The sequence below is a fragment of the Pararhizobium sp. A13 genome, from assembly GCF_040126305.1.
Classification (GTDB): Bacteria; Pseudomonadota; Alphaproteobacteria; order Rhizobiales; family Rhizobiaceae; genus Pararhizobium.
In genome coordinates this window covers 1,778,242-1,803,087 of sequence record NZ_CP149510.1, presented here as the reverse complement: position 1 = coordinate 1,803,087, position 24,846 = coordinate 1,778,242, and the positions used below count along the sequence as shown (strand labels likewise).

Sequence of the window (24,846 nt, the reverse complement as noted above, 5' to 3'; positions counted from 1 at the left end):
GTATCCGTCAGAACGATCGAGACTCGGCACGGTGCCCGCCGACTTCCAAAGTCTTCGCGCGCCCTCCCAGCTTGTGGCGGAGAATGTAGTAGATGAACAGCGGATTTCCCAGGAGATAACGGCGCCACAGGCGGCGCGGTTCGAGGACCAGCCGGTGCAGCCATTCCAGACGCAGGCGCCGGACGGTCGGCGAGGCCCGCGGCACTTCCTCGGCCATGAAATCAAAGAGTGCGCCGACACTGATCACCAGCCGCGCATGGCCAGGCCCGACGTGGCGATCGATCCATTTCTCCTGCTTCGGGCTGCCCATCGCAATCAAAAGGATGTCCGGCTTGAGCTCGCGGACACTCGCCATCACCTCGTCCGATTGTGCCACGCCGAAAAAACCGTCGGAGACCGGGATGAACTCGTGCCACGGCGAATGCTTTTGGAAATTCTCCGCCGCGCGCTTCAAAATCTCCGGACGCGCACCGATCATCGCAACACGCCTTGGCGTCGTCATATAGGTCATAAGGGCCGGCACGAAGTCCGTACCATTCAGGTTGGCCGGAAAGATCTTTCCATGAAACAGCCAGGAGGCAATATCGATGCCGTGACCGTCAGGCAGAACGATGTGCCGGCTGAGGGCAGCACGATACTCGCGGTCATGGATCATCAGATTGGCATTATTGGCGTTGAGGAACGAGATGACCGTCTGCCCGATCGGCAGCGACGCAATCTCGTCGGCGAACGCAAAAGCATCCGCCCAGCCGAAATCGCAGACCGGCATGTCGAGGATCATGCGTTGCGATGCGACAATCGATGTGCCCGGGAAGACATTCATCGGGATTTTCCTCCCTCATGCACGGCAAATCCGTGTGGCGGTCTGAGTTTCTCTTTCATCAGCGGTGGCGCGGTCTGCTCTTTGGAGAAACGCGGAGCGGGCGCGGTGACGGGCATTGCCAAACCGGCAAGGCCCCGCTTGAGCGTTTCGAGCAACCTGGCTTTCTGCGCCCGATGGAAGGCTGCGCCCGACAGGCGCTGGCGATTGCCGGCCCGGACCTGCGCAACCTTCTCGGTCAGCAACCGCGCGAATTCGGCGGGATCGTCGGCGATTGAACAATTGTCCGGAATCTCGCCAATCCCGCGCAGGGAGGCGCGCGTGGCGACAGTCGGCATGCCGAGCTCGAAGGTCTCGATGGTTTTCAGCTGGACACCCGTGCCGCCACGACTGATCAAGGGGACGACGGCGCCGGCCTCGATGAAGGCGCGCGCATCCGGCACCCTTCCGAGAAAACGCAGACCGGGATGAGAAACCGCGGGCACATCCGGCATCTGACCGGCGATGCCGATGGACATATCGGCTGGCAGAAGCGGCACGACCTTGGAGAGGAACCAGTCAAGCCCGATCCGGTTCGGCTTCCAGCTCCAGGTGCCGATCAGCGCCAGGTCGTATTCCGGCGGCCTTTCCACACCGCTTTCCGGCCGTTCCCAACGCGTCACCAATGGCAGGACGGCGGCCCGGTCCGACACCGCGTAACCGAAACCGAAACGGTCGGCCTCGGCGAAAGTCCATATCGCCGAAGCGGCCTGCGTGAGTTGCCGCTCGACCTGCTCCAGAAGGCCCGCCTCACGCTTGAAGAGGAATCTTTCCAGCAATCCGGACGCCGACGCCGCATTTTCGAGCGCGGAATCGGCCTCGACGTTGTGGGCGACATAAATCGTCGGATGTTTCTGAAACGCAGGCGCGAACGCCCCCGGCAGCTGCACGGAATTGAGAATGATCCCGTCGAACGGCTGCAAGCCCTGCAACAGCGTTTCGATGTGCCGGCGACCGATCTTCAGCATCTTTGCCGAAGACAGGGTCGTGCGATTGAGAACAGCCGTTGCCAGCCAGCGAAGTTTCGTTGCGGCGCCAACCTTCGCGTTGGCCACTTCAAGCTCGCCCAGAAGATACGCGTCGCCATTTGCTGCGACGCTTTGGCCCGGCTGCAGATAGCCGATCACGCTCACCCGGTGGCCAAGCGCGCGAAGGCCGTCGAGAACGGCACGATTGGCAATATCGAACCCCGATGAAGGGTTCTCCACCGGCACCAGAGAGGAAACCAAAACCAGATGCATGCTGCCACACGAGACTTGAGAACAACTGCCCGGACTGTAGCAACGCGACGTGAAATGACCTTTAAATCATTCATTCAAAAGCGAAATTGGAAATTTAGTATCTGTTTAGGAAGATTTGCTTTAGTGTTTGCCAAAGCTTTGCCGTGAACAGGTTTCCACCATGACCCCGCCCGCCCCGGATGTGACTGTGTTCTACCAGACGAGGGTCGATGCGGCGGAAAGCGTCGAGTTCGTCGTCACCCTGCCGACATTTCGGCGGCCCGAACATCTGCTGAAAACCTTGAAAACCGTGATTTCACAGGAGCCTGGCAGCCCCTTTGCGATCGTGGTGATGGAGAACGATGCGGACGGCCTTGATGGCGCCGAAGCGGCAAAAACGTTTTTTGCCGGCCACCGGATCAACGGCCTCGTGGTGGTCGCGCATCAGCGCGGAAATTGCCACGCCTACAATGCCGGCTGGTCGATGGCGCTCGCAACCTACCCCAATCTCAACGCCATCGCCGTTATCGACGACGACGAGATTGCGGCACCCGATTGGCTCGACAGTCTCATATCGGTACATAGACAGACCAGGGCAGACCTCGTGGGCGGACCGCAACTGCCCGATTTCGAAGACCAGGGGCGCAACGATCAGAAGCGTCATCCCGTCTTCATGCCCCACTACGACACAACCGGCCCTGTCCCGATCCTCTACTCCTCCGGAAACGTGCTTGTCACGCGGCCCGTGCTCGACGCCATGCCGCGGCCGTTCCTCGATCCGGTGTTCAATTTCATCGGTGGAGGTGACAGCGACTTTTATCGCCGCTGCAAGGAGAAGGACTTTACATTCGCTTGGGCGGCGGAGGCCTGGGTTGCCGAGACAATCCCCGCGCGGCGGACGGAAATGTCCTGGATCAAGGCGCGAAGCCTGAGAAATGGCGCAATTTCGGCGCTGCTCGAACATCGCGCCGCGCCGGGGCTTGCCGGTCGCGTGAAGGCGATCGCCAAATCGCTGGCGCTGCTTGCGGCCTCACCGTTTCGCGGCGTTTCGCTCTGGCGATCAACCAAGCTGCCGTCGGCAGGGCTCTACCATTTTTACGTGGCGTGGGGCCGGCTGATGATGGAATTCGGCTTGGTCAACGAGCAGTACCGCAATCCGGAAAAGAACTGAGCGACGCTGACGATCTCAATGAGCCGCGGCCGCAGCGCGCCTTTCGGCTTCCGGGATCTCGTCGTGGGCAGCTTCGCCATTCTTGTCGATAATCGCCACAGGCTTTTGCTGCGGCTGGTTCGCACCCTTGGCAATCCGGGCGACATCCGCCTTCGACAGATATTCGAGTTGCTCGACAAGGACGTCGAAGATCACTTCGTCGTGCATGTCCTTGTTCAGGCCTTCCTTGACCGCAGTCTTGAAGTTCGCGAGGTCGAAACTGTTGTTGTCAGCGACGTTGATCAATTTCCGTCCGACGAGAATATCAAAAAGCGCGTTGGTGACCGTCTCCTTGAGCGGCACGTCCAAGTGCTTGATCTTGTTCTTGTCGACGGCGAAAGACAGTTTCGTCAGGAAATAGCCCTGCACCGCGCCGTCGGTGATCACCGGGACCGTAATGAGTTCACCGGGAACATATTGCTGCAATGCGCGGCGTTCCGTCTCCGCATCCGATTCCACCGGCGCCGAAGCATGCTGGATCGAGAAATAGACGGATCCGAGCGCCACCGCACAGACCCAGACCCCGGTGAAAACAAGCTTCAGCATCAGAAATCGCCGTACCGGAACTGCTGCTCGGAATAGATGCCGTCCGCATCGGCGTCCTGCACGGCGGTCTTGAGGATTTCCACCACCGACCGGCACGCTTCCATATGCGCGTTCACCTTCTGCGAATTTGCCATCAGCTTGGATTTGATGTGCCTGGTCTGGGAAACGAAGGACGGCGAAATCTCGCTCGGCGAGGCGTCGCGATGCAGCATCGTCAGTTCATAGAGGCAGCGGCTCTTGCGCGCGTTCGATGCCTTCAGATCGAAGCTCGGATCGACGCCGATCCGGTTGTTCTCGTTGTCGAGGATCATTTCGAGACGACCCAGCACGTTCTGGATACGCACGTCACTCGATGCTGCAACTTCCATCATTTCGCTCCCATTGGCGCTGGCATCCGCGGGTCCTGTGTTTGTCGTGATGCTCTGCGCGAAACTTTATCTGTCAGGTAAGCCCGGGCAATCCGCCGGGATTGCCTCAGGCCTGTTCGTTCTTGCCGCCGGTTTCCATGAACCTGGCGACGGCCTTGCGCTCGTATTCCTGCACCATGCTCAGCGCGACATTGCTGTCGTTGCCGTCGAGCGCTGCGTTCACGCGGTCGGGTCCACCCGAACCGACGATCCGGTCGGTGACCATGCTCTCGGCGATGCCGACCCCGTCGCCTTGTGCCATGACGTTGCCGATCTGCTCGGCCATCATGCTTTTCCACATGTCGCCGGAAATGCCCTTGCCGTAAACCTCTTCGCTTTCGGCGGGCAGCATCGATTTCACGAAATTCTGGAGCACCATGGCCTCGAACTTGCGATAGCTTTCCGGAATCTTCTTGGCCTCGGCGCGATTGTTGATGTCGCCAAGACTGTTGGACGGGCTGTCCTGGTTCAGGACTGCAACCGTATTGGCAAAGCCGGTTCCGTTTTCGGCAAGGCTTGTTGCCTGGAAGGCGGCACGATTGGCCTTTAGCCGCGCCTGCGCCTCCTGCACTTCGGCCGGATCGGCGGCACGCACGACATCCAATACCAGGTCGCTTGGAGGAGAAATGGCCATGCGGTGTCCTCTCGGTCACGGAGCTAGCGGTGTCCGAGAGGACACCACTGATAACCCCATAAATTCAGCAGTCTAAACAATGGGTTCGGACGCAGAGACGGCCGATCCTCAAGCCGCACTATGACCGGTCAACCTTACCGGAAGCTGGTGGCTTGCCCATCACGTGCTGATCGACGAGATCGTAGATGGCATCGTCGGCCTCGGTGCGATCTTCGAGAACGCGCGCTTCCTTCATGTTTTCCTCCAGCCGGTCGCCCTTTGCCCGCTCCTTGAGGACGCGGGTTTCGTGGCCCTGCTGGATACCAAGGAGCATCTGGTCCTTCTGGGCAAGGCGACCAAGCTGCGAGGCATAGTGCCCGGAGAACATCGCATGCAGCGGGCTTGCCGATCCCATGGCGTCGGCGACAACATCGATGGTTTCGGCAAGCTCGCGGCGCTGCCTGGCGGTTTCGGCCAGTTCGCTTTCCGCCATCTGCTCGAGGTGCCGCTGTACGGCCACGAGGCGCTTCAGTTTTTCCGAGCGGCTTTTCACCTTGGCTAGCCCCCTTGCATCATCGGTGCGAAGCCGTCGGCGAACAGACGCAGCATCGCGGCGATGCCAAGATAGAGAAGGAACATGCCGCCCATGATCAGATAGGGAAGCGAGATGAAATACAGCGGCATCTGCGGCGCCAGCTTGTTGACCATGCCGATGGCGACATTGAACAGCAGGCCATAGATGATGAAGGGGCTCGCCAGCCGCAGCATGATGTAGAAGGTGGTTTCGAGCGCATTGGTGAGTGTGATCAGCACACCCTGCGGGTCGAAGCCGCCGCCGAGCGGCATCACCTTGTAGGAATCGATGATGCTCGACAGGATGACGTGATGGAAATCGAGCATGAAGAGGACCATCAGTCCGGCGAAACTGATCAGGTTGGTCAGCTGGTTCTCGGCCGTATCTTCGAGAACATCCGCGGTTGGCGGCGCATTAAACCCGATCATCATGGTGATGACGGTGCCCGTGAACTGCAACCCGAGCACATAGTAGCGCGCGATCAGGCCGATGACGCTGCCGATCACCGTTTCGGTGGCGATGATGTAGATATAAGTATGCCCCTTGCCGGAAATCTGCGGATAGATCTCGTTCCACATGATCGGCAGCACCGCCATCGAGATCGCCACAGCCACGAAGAGGCGAATCTGCACCGGGACACGCGCCGTCGAGAAGCCCGGCATGACCATGATGCACGCGCCGATCCGGCAGAATGCGGCAAAAAGCGCCAGCACCGTGCCTTCGGGATCGGTGATCATGAGATCGCGCCAATGATCTTTATCTCGAGACCCTTGGCAAGCTCGACGTGGCTAAGGACTGGCAATGTGGCGAACAGGCGCTCGATGATCATGCGCACATAAGAACGGGATTCGGGCGAACTTACCAGCACGAACGGCATGCCGCGGTCGAGATGTTCACGGATAACCCGGGTCGCCTGCTCGCTGAATTCTTCCAAATGACGCGGATCGATGTCGAATTCGACGATTTCGCCCTTCGCGTCGCGCTTCAGCGCCTGGTGGAAGACCATGTCCCACTTGTTGCCGAGACGCAAAACGCGCAGCGTGCCGTTGTCGGCAAGATCGCCGCAAAGCTGCTGCGACATACGCACGCGGACATGCTCGACGATCTGCTCGGTCTTCCTCACATGCGGGGCGAGTTCGGCAACCGCCTCCAGGATCAGATGCAGGTTGCGGATCGAGACGCGCTCCGCAAGCAGCAGCTTCAGCACCGCCTGCAGACCCGAATAGGACATGTGCGAAGTGCAGATTTCATCCGCCAGCTTGCGATATTCCGGATCGAGGCGCTCGATCAGGATCTTCACGTCCTTGTAGGACAGGAGCTGCGGCAGGTTGTTGCGGATGACTTCGGACAGATGCGTGAGCACCACCGAGACGTTGTCGATCGGGTGGAAGCCTTCCCGTTTCAGGTCCTCGGTGAAGGTTTCGAGGATCGATACCGCAGGCATGCCGAAGGCGGGTTCGCGGATATCGTCACCAGGAACGCTCGGTTTGCGGCCGCCGCCGGTCACGACGAGAACTTCGCCGACGCGGACAGTGTTCGAGGCGATCGTCGTCCCATGGATGCGGATATGATAGGCCTTGTCGGGAATGCCGATGTCGTCCGACACCTTGATTTCGGGAACGATGAGGCCGTACTGACCGGCGAACTTGCGGCGCATCTTGCCAACGCGGAAGGCCAGTTCCTGGTGCGCTCCGAGAAGCCGAGTGGAGACCTGCTTGCCGAGCAGAAGCTCGATTTCCGCCGTCTTGAGGACCGATTTGACGGAGTCCTTCTCGCTGTCGGTCTTCTGCTGGGCGGTCTGCTGGTCCTGTTCGCGCTTGAGCTTGTTGGCCGCTTCGAGCTGACGCGGGATCATCCACCCGAGGAAAGCCATGCCGCCGCCGAGGAAGGCGAAGGGAATGAAGGGAAGGCCCGGCATCATGGCCAGCATCAGGATCAGACCGGACGCCACCATGAGCGCACGCGGATAACCGCCCAGCTGGTTAACGACCGCCTGGTCCGTCGATCCGGCAGTGCCGCCGCGCGACACAAGCAGACCTGCGGCCAGTGACACGATCAGCGCCGGGATCTGCGACACCAGACCGTCACCAACCGAGAGCTTGACGAAGACATCGGCGGCTTCGCCGATCGACATGTCGTGGCGGGCATAGCCGATGATGATGCCGCCGAAGACGTTGATGGCGGTGATCAGCAATCCGGCGATCGCGTCGCCACGCACGAATTTCGAGGCACCGTCCATCGAACCGAAGAAGGAACTTTCCTCTTCCAGTTCGCGCCGGCGCCGTTGCGCTTCCTTCTCGTCGATCAGGCCGGCGGAGAGGTCCGCGTCGATCGACATCTGCTTGCCGGGAATCGCATCGAGCGTGAAGCGGGCGCCGACTTCCGCGATACGCGTCGCGCCCTTGGTGATGACGATGAAGTTCACGGTGATCAGGATCAGAAAGACGATCAGACCGATGACGAAATCGCCGCCCATGACGAGCTCAGCGAAACCGGCAATGACGCCACCGGCTGCGTCGTGTCCTTCATGGCCATGCGAAAGGATGACGCGCGTCGTCGCGATGTTGAGCGACAGGCGGGTCATGGTGGAGATCAGAAGAATGACCGGAAAGGACGAGAAATCCAGCGGCCGCTGGATCCACAGCGCCACCATCAGGATGAGAATCGAGAATGATATGGAGAAGGCCAGCCCGATGTCGATCAGAAAGGGTGGGATCGGCAGGAAGAGGATCGACAGGATCATCACGATGCCGAGCGCAAAGCCGATATCACGGCCCTTCGGTGCGACCTTCGGGATGACTAGAGCGGGAGGTGTTGCCATCGGAAATTCCGTCTCTTCATGAGAGGCAGGCAGCATTCATACCTGCTGCCCATACTGGCAACAGGCCTAACGCGCCAAACTTGCGCGAAGGTGGCATCGATGACGGAAGGAAGCACAAGGACGTTTTTCGTGACGCCTGTTTCGCCGGAAGCACGTCAGAAGCCGCTTTGGATGCGGGAGAAGACGATATCGGTGAAGATGGAAATCTGCGAACCGACAAAGGAAGCCGAAAGCGCAACGGTCACCAGAACGGCGAGGATTTTCGGCACAAAGGTCAGGGTCATTTCCTGTACCTGGGTCAGCGCCTGAATGAAGGCGATGACGACGCCAACGACCATGGCGGCGAGAACGGCGGGCCCGGAAGCGACGACGACCGTCCAGATCGCCGCCTGCACTATATCAAGGGCATCCGCCTCATTCATCAGCTATCACTTATGGTCACACCGGCGCCAACGACAAGCTCATCTCCGTTTTCAAGCACCGCGATGATTCCATCAGAGTATAGCTTTACTTCCTTGACCACACCAGTCGTCTCGCCGTCAGCACTCGTTACCGTCTTGCCGATAACGGCATTGGCTTCGCTGAGCGAGGTGCGCGCCAGCAGGCTTTCAAGATTGGTGTTGGTCTTGATCGTCTGTTCGACCTGCGAGAAGGTCGCGAGCTGGGCGATCTGCTCGGACGAATCCATCGGCTCGGTCGGATCCTGGTTCTTCATCTGCGCCACGAGTAGCTTCAGGAAGCTGTCGTAGTTCAGGCTGGCCGACGCCGCGTCCGCGGTCGAACTCGAGGTCGTCGTGGACGCAGTGGTGGTGGTTGACGTTACGCCGCTTACCGCCATGGTGCTATCTCCTTGCGAATCTGTTCGATCGTTGCCGGGGCGATTTCCTGGTTGTTGAGGATACGGTCCTCGATGGCGTAGAGACCGCGGATCGCCTTCAGGGCGTCGAAGGCCCGGCCTTGCGTCACCATGCCGTCAACGCGTTTCAGTTCCGCCACGACGTCTTCGTTCTTGAAGCAGTTCAGAAGCATGACCACCGACTTGCGGAACATGTTGGTCGATTGCTCGGCACCTTCCGGATTGATCAGGATCATCTGGGCAATGAAATAGAGCTGCTTCAGCGGCGTGGTGGCGTCTTCCGGCTGGAGAACGTGGTTTTCGAGCAGGAAGGTCACGTCGTTCAGGAATTCGACTGCAACCTTACGGTCGACACGCAACACCGCCCCGTTGACAAAAATCCGTTCGCCCGATTTCAGCGAGATACGCAGTGTGCTTTTCATTTGAGTCCATCCCTGATGATGGTTGTGATGTCTATGATGCCCTGGAAATTGGAGGATTCGCGTTTGCGAATCTTTTCCGTCTCGCCCAGAATCCAGATGGCGATGGAAATAAGGTTGGCGCGCAATTCATCGTTCAGCTGATTGTCCGACGCACGAAGATCCTCGATGAACCGGATCCAGACACGCCGCGTGTAGTAAATCGCCTCGATGGCCTCCCTCGAGTACCCTTTCTGCTGTTTTGCGGCTGCAAGCAGCGCAATCGAGCGGTCGAGCACTTGCCGTTCGCGATCCTTGGAGTCGGCGACGCCGTCCTCCATGATCTCGGCGTATGAAAACTGATACATTCAGACATCCTTCATGTTTGTCCTGGTCCTCACCGCATCAGAGGAAATTGATCAAACTCAACTGCTGAAGCCGTGAGGTAAGCGTGTAAGAAGTCTCGATCTGGGTCAGCAGCGTGTTCATACGCGTCGACGCCTCATAGCTATCGATCCCCTCAAGATCGGAAATATGCGTCGTCACCAGCTTGATCTGTGCTGCGAGCGAGGTGTTGGCCTTCTCCACCCGTGCTTCGGAAATACCGAGGTCGCTGCGTTGGGCGTCGATCCCCGAAATGGCCTCGCCGATATAACCCATCGCGGCGGTGCTGACGGTGGAGCGGACTTCCGAACTGACATCCGCGCCGAGCAGTTCCGAAGCGATGACGCTGGCAAGAGCGAACTTCCGCATGCCGTCGGAATTGGCGGTTGTCGAACTCGCCACGACCTCAGAGGTCGAGATGCGGCTCGTCATGGTCTGATCGGATGCCTGAGACCAATCCGTCGTCCACTGCGTTCCCATATACAGGGGTTCGAGCGTGTTGCTGATGAAATCATCCATCTGCGACGCGGTGAAATCGCTCATCGACGCAATGCCGTTTGCCGACATATAGGACGAAAGTTCCGTATCGAACGTCGTCTTCGCCGCCGACACAGCAGGGTCATTGTAGTCGGCAACCGGTTTGACGTCGGTGTTTATCCCCGAAAACAAGTATTCGCCGTTGAAAGAGGTGTTCACCGCTCCCGTGAAGATCGAAAGTGCATTGGTGACCTCGGTCTTGGCGATCGCCAATTGGTCCGCCGATTCGCTACCACTCAGGCTGATCAGCACCTTGTTGATCGACTGCGCCGCATCAGCGACCGTCTCAAGTGCTTCCTGTGACGCGGCAAGACGTTGCGTGACAACGGCATTGGTGGTGGTCAGCGTCTGCATACGCGCCATTTCGCGCTGGAGATCGAGGGAGCGCGAGGTTGTGCCGCCGAGCGCGACGCCGACATCGGCGTGGCGGCCGGTCGTGACTTCCGCCTGTAACTTGACCACCTCCGCCTGCGTCTGCTGGATCGTCAACCGCATCGCATTTTGGACAGCCAGGTTCGAAACGAAGGACGTCTTCATGATTACCTCACAGCTTCCAGAAGGGCCGCCATCATGGCGTCCACGGTACTGACCAATTTGGCCGACGCTTTATAAGATTGTTCCAGGTCGAGCAGCAGCGAGAGCTCCTCGTCCATGCTGACGCCGGTCTCGTTGTTCAGAGCTTCCTGGGTGCGCGACAACAACGCCGCCTTGTTGTCGTTGGCAGTGGAAGCGCTGCTGCGCAGGTCCTCGAGCCAACCGACAGACGCAGTGGCGAAATCCAGAATGGTGCTGCTGCCGTCAAGACCCGTCGTCGTATCGAAGGCCAGGTTGCCGTCCATGGCAGTGACATAGCTGTCGAGCAGGTCCGAGTAGCCCGAGCTGCCGTCCGTGTTCTTGACGTAAGTCGTGCCGTTGAAGCCCCCGTCACGAACGAGCAGCGGATCTGACTGGGCCAACGAATTGACCTGCAGCGTTGCGGCGATACCCGGCTCGATCGTACCTGTTGCAGGCACCGTTCCCGACGCCCAGGTAAACAGGCCCGGCAGGGCCCCAGAACCGTCGTCTTCCTTGAACAGCTCCACCAATCCGCGCGCAACTTCATCCAGTTGCGACTGGAATTTCGGGGCAATCTCGTCACGCAACTGCAGGAGCGCAGACAGCTTTCCCTCGCCGGAGGTGTTTCCGCCTGTACCGGCAGCCACCGGGACACCATCGACATAGATGGGCTGGCCAGTCGTCGTCGCGCCGAAACCGGAGGTGGCCGCGAAGGTCACGCTGCGGGGCGTGTTTTCAAAGAGAACCGTGCCGTCCGAGGTGTAGATAACAGTGTCGTTGTTCGACCGCGTCACCGTGGAGATGCCGACGATTTCGGAAATCTGCCGCAGGATCTTGTCGCGCTGGTCGAGCGCGTCGCTGCCGTCGGCTCCCGAGGCCGTGGCGGTCATAACGCCATTGTTGGCTTTTTCGAAATCGGCCAGCAAACCGTTCAGCGTATTGACGGAGGTGGCGATTTCCTTGTCGGCCTCCAGGCGTAGATCCTGAACCGCGGTCGAAGTCTTGTTGAGCGAGTTCGCCAGGTCGTTTGCATCCGATACCAGCGTCGCCGCTATCGTCGTGTTTCCGGGCGTGGAAGCGAACGTCTGAAGGCTGTCACGAAACGCCGCCAGATAGGTGGATGGCGACGTTTCGTAGTCATTGCCGCCGAGAGAGGATTTCAGCGTCTCCAGGCCCGCAAACAGCGTACCCTGTGCGGAAGCCTGGGAGATGCTGACAATGTTCTGCTTGAGCAACGCGTCATTCTGCGCCCGCTGGATGGAGACGACCTGCGCTCCATTGCCACTGGTGCCGAGCATCGCCAACCGCCGCGAATAGTCCGAATTGCTGGCATTTGCGATGTTCTTCGACACGATCGCGGTCTGCTGCGCCGTGTTGCTGAAGATCGAATTTGCGGTGTTTATCGCAGATGACAGAGACATGGCTGAGCCCGTACTTTCAATTACCGCTTCAAGTTCACGAGAACGTCGAGCAGGTCGGCGCCGGTCTGGAACACCTTCGAGTTCGCCGTGTAACTGCGCTGCGATTCGATCATTGCCGTCAGTTCGTTGGCGATATCGACGTTCGAGCCTTCGAGCGCGCCGGACTGGATGCTGCCGAAGTCGCCGGCGCCGGCAAAGCCGGTGACGATGACGCCCGAATCCACGCCCTGCGAGTAGACGTTGCCCGATTGGGGGACGAGATTGTCCGGACTCTCGACGTTCGCAAGCGCCACGCGATAACGCGGGTCGAGATCGCCGTTTTCGTACTTGACGTAGACGATGCCCTCGTCGTCGATCTGGTATCCGGACACCTTGCTCGGCGCATTGCCGTCGATTGAACCGCCGTCCGGGTTGAACTTGTAGCCGAGCTGCGTGGTCTCCGTGAGATCGATGGTCAGCGACGCGAGGTCGGCACCGGTTCCTGTAAGGCCAGTCATCGCAGTCGTCGTTATGGACGTGTCGGATGTGGTGGCCAGGCTTCCGTCAGCATTGAATTCGAGATTTGCCGTGCCGAGTGACGTGGAGGTTTCGCGATCGACCACTTCCAACGTCCACGTATTATCGGCAGTTTTTGTGTAGGTAAAATCAAGCAGACGCGAATTGCCTTGGCTGTCGAAGACGCTGAGCGACGTGGTCGACGCGGCCGTTACACCGACCTCATCCGCCGAGTTGAGGTTGGCCCCCATGGAACCCGTCGTGGAGCCCGTGGCAACCAGGCCGTCGGACGAAAGGTTGACTTTCGTCAAGCCGTCGAAACCGTTGACGACGACCGTTGGGTCGACGCCTTCTTCGTATTCGTACCCCATCAGGGTGTAGCCGGCCGCGTTGACCAGGTTGCCGTCGCCATCCGGCGTAAAGGCGCCGGCGCGCGTCAGGAAGTTCGAATCGTTTGAGCCCGAAACGATGAAAAAACCGCCGCCGTTGATAGCCATGTCGGTGCCGGACGTCGTGTAGGTCGTCGGCCCCTGCTCCGAGATGCTATAACGGATCTTCGTCTCGACGCCGCCGGAGTTGTACGCGCCGTTGCTCGTCGGCAGGATCAGGGAGGAAAATTCCGTCGATGCCCGCTTGTAGCCGGTGGTATTGGCGTTGGCGATGTTTTCGGCGACGGTGCCCAGGCGGTTTGCCTGAGCGTTCATGCCGGAGCCACCGGTTCTCATCATTCCGTAAAGACTCATGTCCGATCCTCGTTTTCGTCGTTATGGCAACTCTAGGAAGTGGGCCTTGCGTGAACCTGTCTTGAGAGGCCGGATCGGATGCCGCCACATCCGACCGCCGACACGAAGATCGTCAGCTCCAGTCGATGCAGTAGCCGAGGAAACGCTTGGAATCGATCGGATCGAAGCCGAGACGCTTGCGCAGTTTCTTGCGCAGCTTGCTGATGTGGCTTTCCACGACGTTCTCTTCGACGTCCTCATCGAAGATGCCGTAGATGGCGTTGAATATCTGGGTCTTGGACACCCGCCGTCCGCGGTTGGAGACCAGGTATTCGAGAATGCGGCGCTCGCGGCGTGGCAGGGCGAAAACTTCGCCATGCACTTCCGGATCCCGGCCGTCGGAGAAAACCCGGATCGGGCCGATGTCGGTGTAGTTCGCCAAAGCCTTCAGACGGCGGCGGATGGCCGCAGCGCGGGCAAGGATTTCCCGGGGATGAACCGGCTTGCGCACCACGTCATCGACGCCGCAGTCGAAGAACGCCAGCGTCGTTTCGAGCGAGGGAGAATCGCTGATGGCGATGACCGGTGCCGAAGACCGGTCCCGGATGGCCCGGGGCAGGCTCATCGCCTTCTCACCCTGGCCGATCAGAAACGCCTCGACGGCGTCGATATCGGTGTCGGCCGCCGTTGAAACCCAATCGCCAAATTCGCTTGGATGGAACCCGGTGGAGGGCACGCCCTCTCGTCCAAACAGTGAAGTGTATCCGTCTTTCACGAGCTCACGCTCATCAACCACTACGATCATTCGTCCGCCTCCGAATCAGTATGGTGCCTCGATGGGCAACAGATACGAATCGGCGGATTCCTGAACAACTATGGGAAGTTACTGGCTGAAATTAATACTAGATTAAGATTTTTGTACCGATTTGATCTACATGTAGTACGTACATCAATATGTGCCACTAAAATTTATGGGGAAACGTTAACGCCCCATTAAGAAAGCGTTTGCGGTCATTTTTCGAACGCAATGTTGACGCAATTACGCGGGGCGGAAAAGGACCGAAGTAAATCGCCTAGAGGTTGTATTATTGGCAAAAGTTCGACGCGTTTGGTGTCCACTTTCCATAGCCTGTGGCAACCAGATTGGCGATCACGCGGCAGACATATTTTTTCTGCGCGGGGTCATTGTTGGGGCCGGCATGATACCGGGCAACGGCCATCGTCCAGGTCTCGTGCCTGGCATGCAGATTGGCCAGGAAGCGGGCAGCGTATTCGACGTTCTTCCTCGGGTTCAGCATCTCGTTCGGCGATGCAAAATTTTCGCCGTGGAAATGGTAGTTGATCTGCATGCAGCCGAGATCGATCAGCTTGGCTCCTTGCGCACGGGCTGCAGCAAATCGCTGCAACACCTCGTCCGCGCTGTTGGCGAAATAGGCTTTGCCCTCGATGTTCATGGCAAACGGCTGCAGCGATCCCTTGCGGCCGGTTTCCGTCAGACCGACGGAATAAAGAATGCCTGCCGGAATCTGGTATTTCGCTGCGGCTGCCGTGATCTCGCTTTCACAGACCCCGGTGTTGGCCTCCGCGCTACATATAGACGTCACCAGTCCGGTTAAGCTCAGCACCAGAAGACGCATCGCTCGTACCTTCATTCCTCGTCCACCTTCCGCTGTCCTGCTGCTCGCCGCCGCTATCATTGCGCTCGCCCCTGCCTTGGGCCGGGCCGTCTCCGGCCGCTTCGCGGCCCTGCTGACCCATCTGAGGCTGCGCCTGCTGCTGTGTATTGTTGCCGCTGGAGGAATCCGAGGCATTGAAGACGATACTGACCTGATCGACCGCGAAACCCTGCGCACGAAGCGCCTTCACCATGGCACCCTGATCGTCGCTCAGCTGCCGGAAGGCGTCGCCCGTCTCCACCTTCAGCTCGACGTGCAATTCGTCATCCTTGAGCCGCAGTGTGGCCGTCACCGTGCCAAGATCGATCGGATGCATCTGGATCTTCAGCGTGTTGAGAACCTTGCCCGTAGAAACCTCAGTCAACGGCGCCGCAGCCGCCGTGCTCGGCTGGAGTGCGTTTGCCCATTCGGGATTGCTGGTGATCTGGCTCGTTATCGCCGACGCATTGCTGCTGGGCGCCAGGCCGAGATAGCGGCGCGCTTCAACAACGGTCACGGTTTCACCCTTGGCCGTTGTCGTGGACTTGGAGCCGGCATCGTTCGTCACAACTCCCTTGTCACTATCCGAGGCGAGGCTCATGGAAACCGCCTGGCCCTTGCCATCGGCGCGGGCGAAACGGAATATCTGATCGGACCCTGCCTGCGTGGCGTTCCCGACAGCGCTGGCGTCAGTCTCAGGTCGGGCCGACGCTTTCGCCGCCGCGGTATCCTTCGAAGCGACCGTGGCCTTGCCGGCGCTCTCTGCCAGTGCCTGGAACTCGGACAGGACCGGCGGCGGCTCTGCCGGCACCGTTGTGCCGGCGTCGGTCGGTTTCTGCGCGGCGCCAAGGAGCGCGAGCAGTTGGCTGACATCGGCGGGCGCCGTGTCCATCGTCGCATCGGCATTCCCTTGCGAATTCGACGGCAACGCCTCGCCCGATGTCGCTGCCTTGGAATCGCTGTGCTTCGAAAGCTGTTCCTTCGGATCCTTCAAGAGACCCTTCATCTTGTCGCCAGCCTGCTCGTCCAGGATCTGGCCCGCGTCGGCTGTCGCATCCGCACCAAGATTGGCCAGACCGATGGACGCTCGAAGGCTGCCTTTGCCCTCGGAAGGCGCCGAAGTGAACATCTGGCCATGAACCTCCGGTTCGATGGTAAGCTCTTCCCCAGTCTGCGGCACCAGCATCTGCTTTTCAGCCGGACGGAAAGCGGCATTGGTAGTGTTCCCGAGCGCAGACTGCATCTCAACGTCATCTGCTGAACCAGGCAAGGATAGCGGGCAGTCCGGGTCGAGCGCGGCGGTATCACCGTTGGACGCGGTGTCGGCCTTGGCAGCGGTTGTCAGATTCTGCGAAGCAGCAAACGTCGCCGGCATGCCGGTGTCTGTTGATGTCTTTCCGCTGATCGAAATCATCGGCTGCTTTTTCTTGCCGGCGTCGGCAAAGGCATTTTCGAAAGCCGAACGCTGATTGGCCGCAGCCGCTTCGTTTTGCTTACCCGCAGACTGGGAGCCAGACTTGGCTGAACGTATCGGGGCCGTGCCCAAAAGACTGTCGTCCACAAATGTCATTTCTCGTCTTCCCCCTTCAGGAGAGAATCGATCTCGTCGAGTTTCGAGCGACCTGTGCTCAGAAACGCGTCGAGAACCGGATCAGGAGGGCTCGCCTCCGACGCTGCCATCTCCTGTGTCTCCTCAGATTGCGCGGTACTCAACGCCGCGCCGGACGCCGGTGCTGCAAATGGGCTTTCGCCGCTGCCCGTCTCCGGGCCGCCTTTCCCCACAGTGATTTGAGGAGTGATATTAGAATCAGATGCTTGCGTCAGGCTTTCTGGGTCCGGCGCACGCAACACTTCCTGCGCGACGATCGTCGCTGCCTTGCGCAACGCGCGGTCACGCGGCGAGAGCTCCGCGTCAGGGATGGAGCTGATCCCCTTTACCGCTTCAAGGATATCCTGGGACGGAACGCCGACGAGCCCGGAATAGAGATCGGCCAGTGCCTTTGGACCAGCATCAGCGACATCCGAGAGCGCCTGGGCGCGCTGGGAAGCAAGTGTCGCCAGCTCCTGCATGCCGCCGATCGCGGCGCGCCGGGCAATGCGCAGATAGACTTCACGCTGCCGGGGCCTGTCCATGAAACCGAGAATTTCCTGGATTTTCCCCTCCGTCTGTTCGCCGTGGTTTGCGACCGCCAATTCGACGAAGACATCAGCGAACTGGCTGGCATAGGGAGACGTCAGGAAACGCCGCGCGTAGGACAGGGAATAGGCAAATCCCTTGTCCGGCATGTGGCCCCGGGTCGCCAGCGCGATCGACCGGCGCAAGGCAGCTTCTTCGATATTCGTGCCGGGCGCCGTCAGCCGCGCCCAATCATAATATTTCATCGACGCGGCAGGGTCCTGCTGCGCGGTGCCATTGCCGAGAACCAGATAGAGATAGGGGCCGATACGCGCGTTCCGGTACTCAGGAATGGCCTTCTCGAGATTCTCGACCATAAGCCCGCCCTTGCCGGCAAGGTAGTGGCTCAGCGCATCGACGACGCGGCTGTCGAAATTTCCTTCGATATCGCGGTCCGCGAGATAGGACAGGGTCTCGGGATTGCCGCCGCTCATCGCATAGATGAAGGCCGCGTCGACATTTCGCGGATCATCAAAAACGGAGGCGTCTGCGGCCCGCAGGCGCTTGTCGATTGCGCCGAGCATGAAACGCTGCATCTCGGCGGCTGAATGATCCCCAAGAACGATCGAATCCTGGATATACTGCAGAGAACGCAGCATCTTATAGGGCGCCAGATCCTCCAAATTCCCGGCATGCGCCGTGAAGCCCGGAAGGGCCCATAAGGCGCAGGCGCCGAGAAGGAGGTTGCGGATCGCCTTCAGCATCGCGGTCAGCCCTGATCTGTCTGCAGCAGGATTTCGATACGCCGGTTGGCCGGCGCCAGCGGATCCTTCGGAACCTGGAGCCGCTTGTCCGCGAAGCCGCTGATCTGGCTGACGCGGCTTTCGGCGAGACCACCGCGAACCAGCATGTAGTAGGCGCTCTGGGCACGATCGGACGAGAGCCGCCAATTGTCGTAGACGCCTTTCTTGAAGGGACGTCCGTCGGTATGGCCGCGGATAGCGATCGCGCCCGTGCGTTCGGACAAAAGTTTGCCGATCTTCTCCATGGCGATGACCATGTCTTTTTCAGGCACGGCCGAGCCGACACCGAACATCGGCGTGTCTGCCCGTTCGCTAATCGTCACAAGAAGCCCGCCCTCGGTCGGCGTCACCAGCAATCCTTCGGCAAGCTTGCCGGCAGACCCGCCGATTTCCTTCTCGATTTCGGCTTTCAGCGCCTTGGCTGCGTTCTCATCAGGAGTGGCCGACGCGGCCTTTTCCGGCCGATCAGCCTGATCTTTCATCGGCGCGCCGGACTGGGCTTGTGCGGCCATAGCAGCATCCTTCGACGCATCGGCAGGCCCGTCTCCGGCCTTGGCTTCGAGGCTGTCTCCGCCCTTTTCCGCATCTTGCAGTTCGACCTGCTTCGTCCAGAAATCCGGGTCGAACGGGTCGCGGTAGGCCTCACCGCCTTCGGCCCCGGTCGCAGGGCCGGAGGTTGATGCGCCGCCGTCGCCCTTGGCGCTGATATTGGCCTGGCGGCCGGTTTCATTGACGATTTCGGACATGACGGAATAGGGGTTCTCGAAGAAATCGGCGTCGGAATATTGCGTCTCTTCACCCGACGTCGCCGTCAGGTCGTCGCCGTTTTTGGCCGATCCGCCCGTCCTCGTCTCTGTGCCGTTGACCTTGGACTTCATCTGGTCTTCTTCACCCTTGGCGTCCTTGGCCGGCTGCTTGACGCCCTTTTCGGACGGCTTGGCATCGGTCAGCTGCACAGGGTTGAAATAGGAGGCAAGTGCTGCCTTGGTCTGCGGATTGGCCGCATTGATCAGCCACATGACGAGGAAGAACGCCATCATCGCCGTCATGAAGTCGGCATAGGCGATTTTCCAGGCGCCGCCATGATGGCCGTCGTGGTTGCCGCCATGGCGCTTGACGATGATGATTTCGTTCTTCCCGTGGTGATGGCTTTCGTTCTCGCTCATGCCAGCACCTTCCTGACGGTGTCCGCCCAGGCAGCCATTCGCGTCACCAGGATCGAATCGCCGAACTCAACCGAAAGGTCGATGTCGGCGGTTTCCTGGTGGCGGAAGATCAGTGTTTCATCATTGAGACGACGCTTCAGTGCCTCAAACAGAGCCAGGGGCCCCTTCACCGTGATCTTGGCACCCTCGCCGGCTCCGACCGCGTGGGTGATCGTGCGCGCCAAGTCATCGACGGATTTGCGCTGCAGCACCTCGTCCATCACCGGCGCCAAAACACGCGCCGTCTGGTCGGAAAGCATGGCGGCGAGTTGGGACCCCATGTCGGAGAAGCGATCGTAGATCATCGCGGCGATTTCATTCTCGCAGCGTACGCGCATGGCCTCCAGCTCTTCAGCGTGGCGCGCGTTCAGCGCGGCGATTTCCGTCGCGTGCAGAGAAAGCTGCTCGGCCTCCGCCTCACGACGCCCTTGCGCGAACGCGTCGCGGCGCTCTGCCTCGATATCGATCTGCGGTTCGGCCTGCTGCTTCATGGCGAACGCACCGTCGGCAGGAAAGTCGTCATCGAGGTCCGGGAAATATCGCGGCGGAACCATCTTGAGATCGACCTTGGGAGCGCTGAAATCCTTGAGATAGCGGGAGATGGAAGCGCTCATCGGTTGCCTCCCGCGACACAGGTCATCGTTACGGTCACGGCTTGGCCCGCCCCCTCCTCGGTTGCAGGCAGCATTTGGCTGACGGGCCTGAAAACAACAGACTGTGACACTTCCGGAATGTCTCCTTCAGGAACCTGCGCAACGGCAACGCCGCACGGCCCGAACATTTTCAATCCGTACCGGCTCGCCGTCCGGAGAACCCGGTGGCGCAGGCCGCATACAACGGCAGCACAATATTCATATTGGCTGGCAACCCGGACGAGAATGGTTGCGGCTGGAGACTACCCAGCCAAACTTGCGCGAAAATGTAGGTCGGAAATGTAATCCCAAGTCTCGACGATAGGCTCCTATCATCGAGACTTGGTATGAGGTGTTGGACCGCGCTTGGGCAATTAGCGCGGTCCAACCGTTTCCAGCCATACCGATGACCGGCGGCACGGCGGAAAAACGTGGCGCAGCCTCGCAAAAAAAGGAGGCGGCGATGAGCCTGGAAGGCGACGCCCGGAACGATGCCCACCGGTCCGCCAAAGCAGACTTACTGCTGGAACAGGCGCAGGATGTTTTCGGAGTTGGTATTGGCGATCGAGAGCGCCTGGATGCCGAGCTGCTGCTGCGTCTGCAGCGCCTTCAGCCGGGTCGACTCCTCGTTCATGTCGGCATCCACCAGGCGGCCGACACCCTTGTCGATCACGTCCATCAGGTTGGCGACGAAGTTTTCCTGCATGTCGATGCGGCTGGTGATGGCGCCGAGAGTCGATGCGGCATCGGTCAGGTTGCTGAGCATGGCATCGACGGCGCTGATCATGCCATCGATGTCGTCGTCGCTGGTGGTCGTGGTCAGCGTGATTTCGGTACCAGCCGCAGCCGTCGTGGAGCCTGCGTTGATCAGGAAGTAAGTCGCATCGGCCGTTGACGTGCCAGATGGCTGGACAACCGCTACGTCCTGGGTAAGGCGGCCCAGCGATGCGTCATTCGTGTCGATCAGGATCGACGAGGCCGTATCGTAATCCAAGGTCGAGACGGAAACGGTGCCGCTCGTTGACCGGTTGAACGAAGCAACGACCTGCTTGATGCCGGCCGCCGTCGTGCTGTCGTTGTAAAGCCAGTTCTCGCCCGAGAACGAAGCCGATTCGGCAGCCGATGCCAGCTGGTTCTTGAGTTCGGTGAGTTCCTTGTTGATCTTGGTCTTGTCGACGCCCGGTTCGCGCGCAGCGACGAGCTTTGCCTTGATCTCGGAGACGACGTCGATGGCCGAACTCATGCCGGCATAGGATGTGTCGACCTTCGCGGCGCCCAGCCCGAGCGCGTCCTGAACGGTCGACAGCGCCGCATTGTCCGAGCGCATCGTGGTCGCGATCGACCAGTAGGCGGCGTTGTCCGCGGCGGTCTCGACGCGATAGCCGGAGGAAATGCGGCTCTGCACGTCTTCCATGTTCGTGTTGATCGAACGTAATGTCTGGAGAGCGGCCATCGCCGCAGAATTGGTAAGGATGCTGGTCATTGGTCATTGCCCCAGTTCAAATTTAAACGGAACATTCCGGATGATGACCGGCAGCGACGGGACCAGCGTCATGCAAACTGCCCCATGTTTAGCCCAAGGACAGCCTATCGCTCTTAACGAACACTTAACGGTCACATGGTTAACAAACCATTAATGGCGTTAGCAAGTGGGTAATGAAAATGAACAAAAATAAATCTGAATTGCTGAATCGTTAAGATGAGCGACGCCAGGACGCAGAAATCGGGATGCCGCCGGATGCCTTGGGTATTTCAACACGCCGCACCGGCTGGGGCCGGTAGGTGCCTCGGAGAAGCCGGTCCCTGATCTCGGGCCAATGGTCCTTCAGGTAGGGAGCCAGGTTATCGACGGTCATACCGTCGACCCCTGGCGCCCCCTTGTTACGCCTGACACGTGCCAATGCGTTCGTCAGATTGTCGCGAGCGACAACCTTCTCCATCGTCGGTCCGCTCAGGACCGCTGGGCTTTCGGGTGCGGGGGCCGCCGCATCGACTTCGGTCCCTTCGTACAGGAGAGGCGGAGCATTACTCCTATCCTCCTGCATGAAGGCCAGCTCGAGCTGGGTCTTCTGCCGATTGGCCGTTCGAGACATCCGCCCTAATAACCCTTCCTACGTTCGGGCCTTCGGCCTTGCGGCCGACTATGCCCTCTGCTGACTTCTCCGACGCGATCACGGGTCTTGCGATCCGCTCAGTCCGGGGATGCCGGACACGTCGGAGATCTCCCGAGGTAAGCTCGCTCGCCTTCTCCGCATACCCGCCGAATTTACCACCCCGGTCGTCGATGACCGTGGACTTCGCAGTTCGTTGCCTGCTCGTCCGACCGGGTAGGCCTCATATCCGGTTCTTGTCCATCGGGTCACGGATTTGCTCCGCGCTTCCTTCAGACCCTGCCTCGCGGCAACGCCCTTGCGCTTCGCTAACCCTTCGCCGTCATCAGGCTGGGTAGAGGACTTTCACCTCCAAACTATCGAGCATGCTCGGCACACAACGCAAAAACCGCGCCCCTTGCGGGACGCGGCCTGTTGGATGACCGGCGGATAATTGACACCGCCGGCTTTGTCGCTTTCGCCGATCCGATTAACGGAAGAGCGAGAGGATGTTTTCCGAGTTGGAGTTGGCGATCGAGAGCGCCTGGATGCCGAGCTGCTGCTGGGTCTGCAGGGCCTTCAGGCGGGTCGACTCTTCGTTCATGTCGGCGTCGACGAGACGACCGACACCCTTGTCGATCACGTCCATCAGGTCGGCCATGAAGTCGTCCTGCATCGAGATGCGGGTGTTGGTGGCGCCGAGCGTCGCGGCGGAGTCCGTGAGGCTCGTCAGTATGGCATCGACGGCGCTGATCATGCCTTCGATATCGTCGTCGAGGGTCGTTGCGGTCAGGGCGACTACGTTGCCGGCAGCGGCGGTCGTGGAGCTGGCATCGATCAGGAAGTAGGTCGCATCGGCCGTCGTCGTGCCGGACGGCTGGACGACAGCGACGTCCTTGGTGAGTTGGCCGAGCGCTGCATCATTCGTGTCGACCAGAACCGAGGTCGAAGCGTCGAACTCCAGAACACCGACTGAAACGGTACCAGAGGCGGAACGGGTGAACGAGCCGACCATTTCCTTGGTGCCAATGGCGGTCGTCGTGTCGTTGTAGAGCCAGTTTTCACCGGAGAAGGAAGCCGACTGAGCTGTGGAAACCAGCTGGTTCTTCAGCTCGGTGATTTCCTTGTTGATCTTCAGCTTGTCAACGCCCGGTTCGCGGGCAGCAACCAGCTTGGCCTTGATTTCGGAAACGACGTCGATGGCATTGTCGAGGCCTGTATAGGCCGTGTCCGTCTTGGCAGCGCCGAGACCGAGAGCGTCCTGAACGGTGGAGAGAGCCTTGTTGTCCGAACGCATGGTCGTTGCGATCGACCAGTAGGCGGCATTGTCGGCTGCCGTCTCGACACGCAAGCCGGAGGAAACGCGGCCCTGGGTGGTTTCCATGCCGTCGTTGATCGAACGCAGGGTGGAAAGTGCTGCCATCGCAGCCGAATTGGTGAGAATGCTCGTCATGGTAAACTGCCCCTTTGAACAGGTGAAATGGAAGGGACATTCCGGTCGCTACCGGGAAACAGCAGCCAGCTTCATGCCTGCTAACGCGTTAAGTTTCTTGGTTAACCCGCTGTTTCGATGGTCATAGAAAACACCAACATGGTTAAAGAAAACCTAAAGCTGAAAATTAATTTTGACGGCAAAGAAAAACCGCACCTCTTGCGAGATGCGGTTTCTATAGGTCGTGAACCGGCCGTTGGGGGTTATGGCCGGCCCGCGCCGTTTTCGATTAGCGGAACAGCGACAGGACGTTCTGTGAGTCCGAGTTGGCGATCGAGAGCGCCTGGATGCCGAGCTGCTGCTGGGTCTGCAGGGCCTTGAGGCGGGTCGACTCTTCGTTCATGTCGGCGTCGACGAGGCGGCCGACACCCTTGTCGATCACATCCATCAGGTCGGCCATGAAGTCGTCCTGCATCGAGATGCGGGTGTTGGTTGCGCCGAGCGTCGCGGCGGAGTCCGTCAGGCTCGTCAGCATGGCGTCAACGGCGCTGATCATGCCTTCGAGGTCATCGTCGGTGGTCGCGGACGTCAGGGCGATTTCGGTACCCGTTGCAGCGGTCGTCGAGCCAGCATCGACCAGGAAGTAGGTCGCATCGGCCGTCGTCGTGCCGGACGGCTGGACGACTTCGACGTTCTTCGTGAGCTGGCCGAGCTCTGCGTCGTTCATGTCCACGAGAACGGAGGTCGAAGCGTCGAATTCGAGAACGCCAACCGAGACGTTGCCGGACGAATCCCGGGTGAACGAGCCGACCATTTCCTTGGTGCCGACAGCGGTCGTCGAGTCGTTGTAGAGCCAGTTTTCGCCCGAGAAGGACGCCGAAGTTGCCGTCGAAACCAGCTGGTTCTTGAGCTCGGTGATTTCCTTGTTGATCTTGGTCTTGTCAACGCCCGGTTCGCGGGCAGCGACCAGCTTGGCCTTGATTTCGGAAACAACGTCGATGGCGGCGTTCAAACCGGTATAGGCCGTGTCCGTCTTGGCAGCGCCGAGACCGAGAGCGTCCTGAACGGTGGAGAGTGCCTTGTTGTCCGAACGCATGGTCGTTGCGATCGACCAGTAAGCAGCGTTGTCGGAAGCGTCGCCAACGCGCAGGCCGGAAGAAATACGGCCCTGAGTCGTTTCCAGATCGGAGCTGATGGAGCGCAGCGTCGACAGAGCTGCCATTGCAGAAGAGTTCGTCAGGATGCTTGTCATTGGGGTTGTCCCTCTAGATACGAAATACAATTGGGGGACATAC

Annotated in this window: 25 protein-coding genes; 1 reads left to right on the top strand and 24 read right to left on the bottom strand. The window is 59.7% G+C overall.

Annotated elements, in window-relative coordinates; all coding sequences use genetic code 11:
- Window positions 1-7 precede the first annotated feature (7 nt).
- Both WI754_RS08710 and WI754_RS08705 read right to left on the bottom strand, forming a co-directional pair.
- Window positions 8-823 carry a WecB/TagA/CpsF family glycosyltransferase gene (locus tag WI754_RS08710; RefSeq protein ID WP_349437290.1) on the bottom strand — a complete coding sequence of 272 codons (816 nt, stop codon included), beginning with the start codon at window positions 821-823 and terminating at the stop codon, window positions 8-10.
- Entirely contained in the window at window positions 820-2,100 is a 1,281-nt protein-coding gene (locus tag WI754_RS08705; protein WP_349437289.1) for a glycosyltransferase family 4 protein, read from the bottom strand. The genes WI754_RS08710 and WI754_RS08705 overlap by 4 nt, the downstream gene beginning before the upstream one ends.
- A 160-nt stretch (window positions 2,101-2,260) precedes the next feature.
- Between WI754_RS08705 and WI754_RS08700 the strand changes: the two genes are divergently transcribed.
- A complete protein-coding gene (locus WI754_RS08700) occupies window positions 2,261-3,250 on the top strand; it encodes a glycosyltransferase (RefSeq protein WP_349437288.1) in 990 nt (329 codons plus the stop codon).
- Between the two features lie 15 nt (window positions 3,251-3,265).
- On the opposite strand, the gene WI754_RS08695 is transcribed toward WI754_RS08700, so the two are convergent.
- The 22 genes from WI754_RS08695 to WI754_RS08590 all read right to left on the bottom strand — a co-directional run bounded on the left by WI754_RS08695 (window position 3,266) and on the right by WI754_RS08590 (window position 24,803).
- Complete coding sequence (locus WI754_RS08695) at window positions 3,266-3,835, bottom strand: hypothetical protein (protein ID WP_349437287.1); 570 nt, start codon at window positions 3,833-3,835, stop codon at window positions 3,266-3,268.
- Complete coding sequence (locus WI754_RS08690) at window positions 3,835-4,203, bottom strand: hypothetical protein (RefSeq protein ID WP_037119672.1); 369 nt, start codon at window positions 4,201-4,203, stop codon at window positions 3,835-3,837. The genes WI754_RS08695 and WI754_RS08690 overlap by 1 nt, the downstream gene beginning before the upstream one ends.
- Before the next feature lie 106 nt (window positions 4,204-4,309).
- Window positions 4,310-4,876 carry a rod-binding protein gene (locus WI754_RS08685; protein ID WP_349437286.1) on the bottom strand — a complete coding sequence of 189 codons (567 nt, stop codon included), beginning with the start codon at window positions 4,874-4,876 and terminating at the stop codon, window positions 4,310-4,312.
- A 118-nt stretch (window positions 4,877-4,994) separates the two neighbouring features.
- The gene (locus WI754_RS08680; RefSeq protein WP_349437285.1) at window positions 4,995-5,408 is read right to left on the bottom strand and encodes a hypothetical protein; all 414 of its coding nucleotides are present in this window, start codon (window positions 5,406-5,408) and stop codon (window positions 4,995-4,997) included.
- Window positions 5,409-5,413: 5 nt separating this feature from the next.
- Complete coding sequence (gene fliR / locus WI754_RS08675; RefSeq protein WP_349437284.1) at window positions 5,414-6,166, bottom strand: flagellar biosynthetic protein FliR; 753 nt, start codon at window positions 6,164-6,166, stop codon at window positions 5,414-5,416.
- Window positions 6,163-8,250 (bottom strand): flagellar biosynthesis protein FlhA, encoded by a 2,088-nt coding sequence (gene flhA / locus WI754_RS08670; RefSeq protein ID WP_349437283.1) that lies wholly within the window; start codon window positions 8,248-8,250, stop codon window positions 6,163-6,165. Before flhA ends, fliR begins: the two co-directional genes overlap by 4 nt.
- A gap of 155 nt (window positions 8,251-8,405) precedes the next feature.
- A complete protein-coding gene (gene fliQ / locus WI754_RS08665) occupies window positions 8,406-8,672 on the bottom strand; it encodes a flagellar biosynthesis protein FliQ (protein WP_037156451.1) in 267 nt (88 codons plus the stop codon).
- On the bottom strand, window positions 8,672-9,088 hold the full coding sequence (gene flgD, locus WI754_RS08660; RefSeq protein WP_349437282.1) for a flagellar hook assembly protein FlgD: 417 nt from the start codon (window positions 9,086-9,088) through the stop codon (window positions 8,672-8,674). The genes fliQ and flgD overlap by 1 nt, the downstream gene beginning before the upstream one ends.
- The gene (gene flbT, locus WI754_RS08655) at window positions 9,079-9,528 is read right to left on the bottom strand and encodes a flagellar biosynthesis repressor FlbT (protein WP_349437281.1); all 450 of its coding nucleotides are present in this window, start codon (window positions 9,526-9,528) and stop codon (window positions 9,079-9,081) included. The genes flgD and flbT overlap by 10 nt, the downstream gene beginning before the upstream one ends.
- Entirely contained in the window at window positions 9,525-9,872 is a 348-nt protein-coding gene (flaF, locus tag WI754_RS08650) for a flagellar biosynthesis regulator FlaF (RefSeq protein WP_018324193.1), read from the bottom strand. The genes flbT and flaF overlap by 4 nt, the downstream gene beginning before the upstream one ends.
- A 37-nt stretch (window positions 9,873-9,909) precedes the next feature.
- Window positions 9,910-10,962: a flagellar hook-associated family protein gene (locus WI754_RS08645; RefSeq protein WP_349437280.1), complete on the bottom strand. Its 1,053-nt coding sequence runs from the start codon at window positions 10,960-10,962 to the stop codon at window positions 9,910-9,912.
- Window positions 10,963-10,964: 2 nt separating this feature from the next.
- Window positions 10,965-12,401, bottom strand: coding sequence for a flagellar hook-associated protein FlgK (gene flgK, locus WI754_RS08640; protein ID WP_349437279.1), 1,437 nt, complete (start codon window positions 12,399-12,401; stop codon window positions 10,965-10,967).
- A 20-nt stretch (window positions 12,402-12,421) separates the two neighbouring features.
- Window positions 12,422-13,639, bottom strand: coding sequence for a flagellar hook protein FlgE (locus tag WI754_RS08635; protein WP_349437278.1), 1,218 nt, complete (start codon window positions 13,637-13,639; stop codon window positions 12,422-12,424).
- 112 nt (window positions 13,640-13,751) lie between these two features.
- The gene (locus WI754_RS08630; RefSeq protein ID WP_349437277.1) at window positions 13,752-14,423 is read right to left on the bottom strand and encodes a response regulator transcription factor; all 672 of its coding nucleotides are present in this window, start codon (window positions 14,421-14,423) and stop codon (window positions 13,752-13,754) included.
- Window positions 14,424-14,703: 280 nt separating this feature from the next.
- Entirely contained in the window at window positions 14,704-15,255 is a 552-nt protein-coding gene (locus WI754_RS08625; RefSeq protein WP_349437276.1) for a lytic transglycosylase domain-containing protein, read from the bottom strand.
- Window positions 15,206-16,843 (bottom strand): flagellar hook-length control protein FliK, encoded by a 1,638-nt coding sequence (locus tag WI754_RS08620; RefSeq protein ID WP_349437275.1) that lies wholly within the window; start codon window positions 16,841-16,843, stop codon window positions 15,206-15,208. Before WI754_RS08620 ends, WI754_RS08625 begins: the two co-directional genes overlap by 50 nt.
- Entirely contained in the window at window positions 16,840-18,153 is a 1,314-nt protein-coding gene (gene motC / locus WI754_RS08615; RefSeq protein WP_349437274.1) for a chemotaxis protein MotC, read from the bottom strand. The genes WI754_RS08620 and motC overlap by 4 nt, the downstream gene beginning before the upstream one ends.
- Before the next feature lie 5 nt (window positions 18,154-18,158).
- Complete coding sequence (locus WI754_RS08610; RefSeq protein WP_349437272.1) at window positions 18,159-19,358, bottom strand: flagellar motor protein MotB; 1,200 nt, start codon at window positions 19,356-19,358, stop codon at window positions 18,159-18,161.
- The gene (locus tag WI754_RS08605; protein WP_349437271.1) at window positions 19,355-20,011 is read right to left on the bottom strand and encodes a hypothetical protein; all 657 of its coding nucleotides are present in this window, start codon (window positions 20,009-20,011) and stop codon (window positions 19,355-19,357) included. Before WI754_RS08605 ends, WI754_RS08610 begins: the two co-directional genes overlap by 4 nt.
- Window positions 20,012-20,546: 535 nt before the next feature.
- A complete protein-coding gene (locus tag WI754_RS08600) occupies window positions 20,547-21,512 on the bottom strand; it encodes a flagellin (RefSeq protein ID WP_349437270.1) in 966 nt (321 codons plus the stop codon).
- Window positions 21,513-22,609: 1,097 nt separating this feature from the next.
- Window positions 22,610-23,572 carry a flagellin gene (locus WI754_RS08595; protein WP_349437269.1) on the bottom strand — a complete coding sequence of 321 codons (963 nt, stop codon included), beginning with the start codon at window positions 23,570-23,572 and terminating at the stop codon, window positions 22,610-22,612.
- A 268-nt stretch (window positions 23,573-23,840) separates the two neighbouring features.
- Window positions 23,841-24,803, bottom strand: a complete 963-nt coding sequence (locus WI754_RS08590) for a flagellin (protein WP_349437268.1) — start codon at window positions 24,801-24,803, stop codon at window positions 23,841-23,843.
- Between the last annotated feature and the right edge of the window lie 43 nt (window positions 24,804-24,846).

Coding starts and splice junctions, on each gene's coding strand:
- flgD (WP_349437282.1), bottom strand. CDS start 9,088: ATGGCGGTAAGCGGCGTAACGTCAACCACCACCACTGCGTCCACGACG.
- WI754_RS08620 (WP_349437275.1), bottom strand. CDS start 16,843: ATGACATTTGTGGACGACAGTCTTTTGGGCACGGCCCCGATACGTTCA.
- WI754_RS08625 (WP_349437276.1), bottom strand. CDS start 15,255: ATGCGTCTTCTGGTGCTGAGCTTAACCGGACTGGTGACGTCTATATGT.
- flaF (WP_018324193.1), bottom strand. CDS start 9,872: ATGTATCAGTTTTCATACGCCGAGATCATGGAGGACGGCGTCGCCGAC.
- WI754_RS08605 (WP_349437271.1), bottom strand. CDS start 20,011: ATGAGCGCTTCCATCTCCCGCTATCTCAAGGATTTCAGCGCTCCCAAG.
- WI754_RS08590 (WP_349437268.1), bottom strand. CDS start 24,803: ATGACAAGCATCCTGACGAACTCTTCTGCAATGGCAGCTCTGTCGACG.
- fliR (WP_349437284.1), bottom strand. CDS start 6,166: ATGATCACCGATCCCGAAGGCACGGTGCTGGCGCTTTTTGCCGCATTC.
- WI754_RS08600 (WP_349437270.1), bottom strand. CDS start 21,512: ATGACCAGCATCCTTACCAATTCTGCGGCGATGGCCGCTCTCCAGACA.
- WI754_RS08645 (WP_349437280.1), bottom strand. CDS start 10,962: ATGAAGACGTCCTTCGTTTCGAACCTGGCTGTCCAAAATGCGATGCGG.
- WI754_RS08685 (WP_349437286.1), bottom strand. CDS start 4,876: ATGGCCATTTCTCCTCCAAGCGACCTGGTATTGGATGTCGTGCGTGCC.
- WI754_RS08700 (WP_349437288.1), top strand. CDS start 2,261: ATGACCCCGCCCGCCCCGGATGTGACTGTGTTCTACCAGACGAGGGTC.
- WI754_RS08690 (WP_037119672.1), bottom strand. CDS start 4,203: ATGGAAGTTGCAGCATCGAGTGACGTGCGTATCCAGAACGTGCTGGGT.
- WI754_RS08705 (WP_349437289.1), bottom strand. CDS start 2,100: ATGCATCTGGTTTTGGTTTCCTCTCTGGTGCCGGTGGAGAACCCTTCA.
- motC (WP_349437274.1), bottom strand. CDS start 18,153: ATGCTGAAGGCGATCCGCAACCTCCTTCTCGGCGCCTGCGCCTTATGG.
- WI754_RS08710 (WP_349437290.1), bottom strand. CDS start 823: ATGAATGTCTTCCCGGGCACATCGATTGTCGCATCGCAACGCATGATC.
- WI754_RS08695 (WP_349437287.1), bottom strand. CDS start 3,835: ATGCTGAAGCTTGTTTTCACCGGGGTCTGGGTCTGTGCGGTGGCGCTC.
- fliQ (WP_037156451.1), bottom strand. CDS start 8,672: ATGAATGAGGCGGATGCCCTTGATATAGTGCAGGCGGCGATCTGGACG.
- WI754_RS08610 (WP_349437272.1), bottom strand. CDS start 19,358: ATGAGCGAGAACGAAAGCCATCACCACGGGAAGAACGAAATCATCATC.
- WI754_RS08630 (WP_349437277.1), bottom strand. CDS start 14,423: ATGATCGTAGTGGTTGATGAGCGTGAGCTCGTGAAAGACGGATACACT.
- WI754_RS08635 (WP_349437278.1), bottom strand. CDS start 13,639: ATGAGTCTTTACGGAATGATGAGAACCGGTGGCTCCGGCATGAACGCT.
- flgK (WP_349437279.1), bottom strand. CDS start 12,401: ATGTCTCTGTCATCTGCGATAAACACCGCAAATTCGATCTTCAGCAAC.
- flhA (WP_349437283.1), bottom strand. CDS start 8,250: ATGGCAACACCTCCCGCTCTAGTCATCCCGAAGGTCGCACCGAAGGGC.
- flbT (WP_349437281.1), bottom strand. CDS start 9,528: ATGAAAAGCACACTGCGTATCTCGCTGAAATCGGGCGAACGGATTTTT.
- WI754_RS08595 (WP_349437269.1), bottom strand. CDS start 23,572: ATGACGAGCATTCTCACCAATTCGGCTGCGATGGCAGCACTTTCCACC.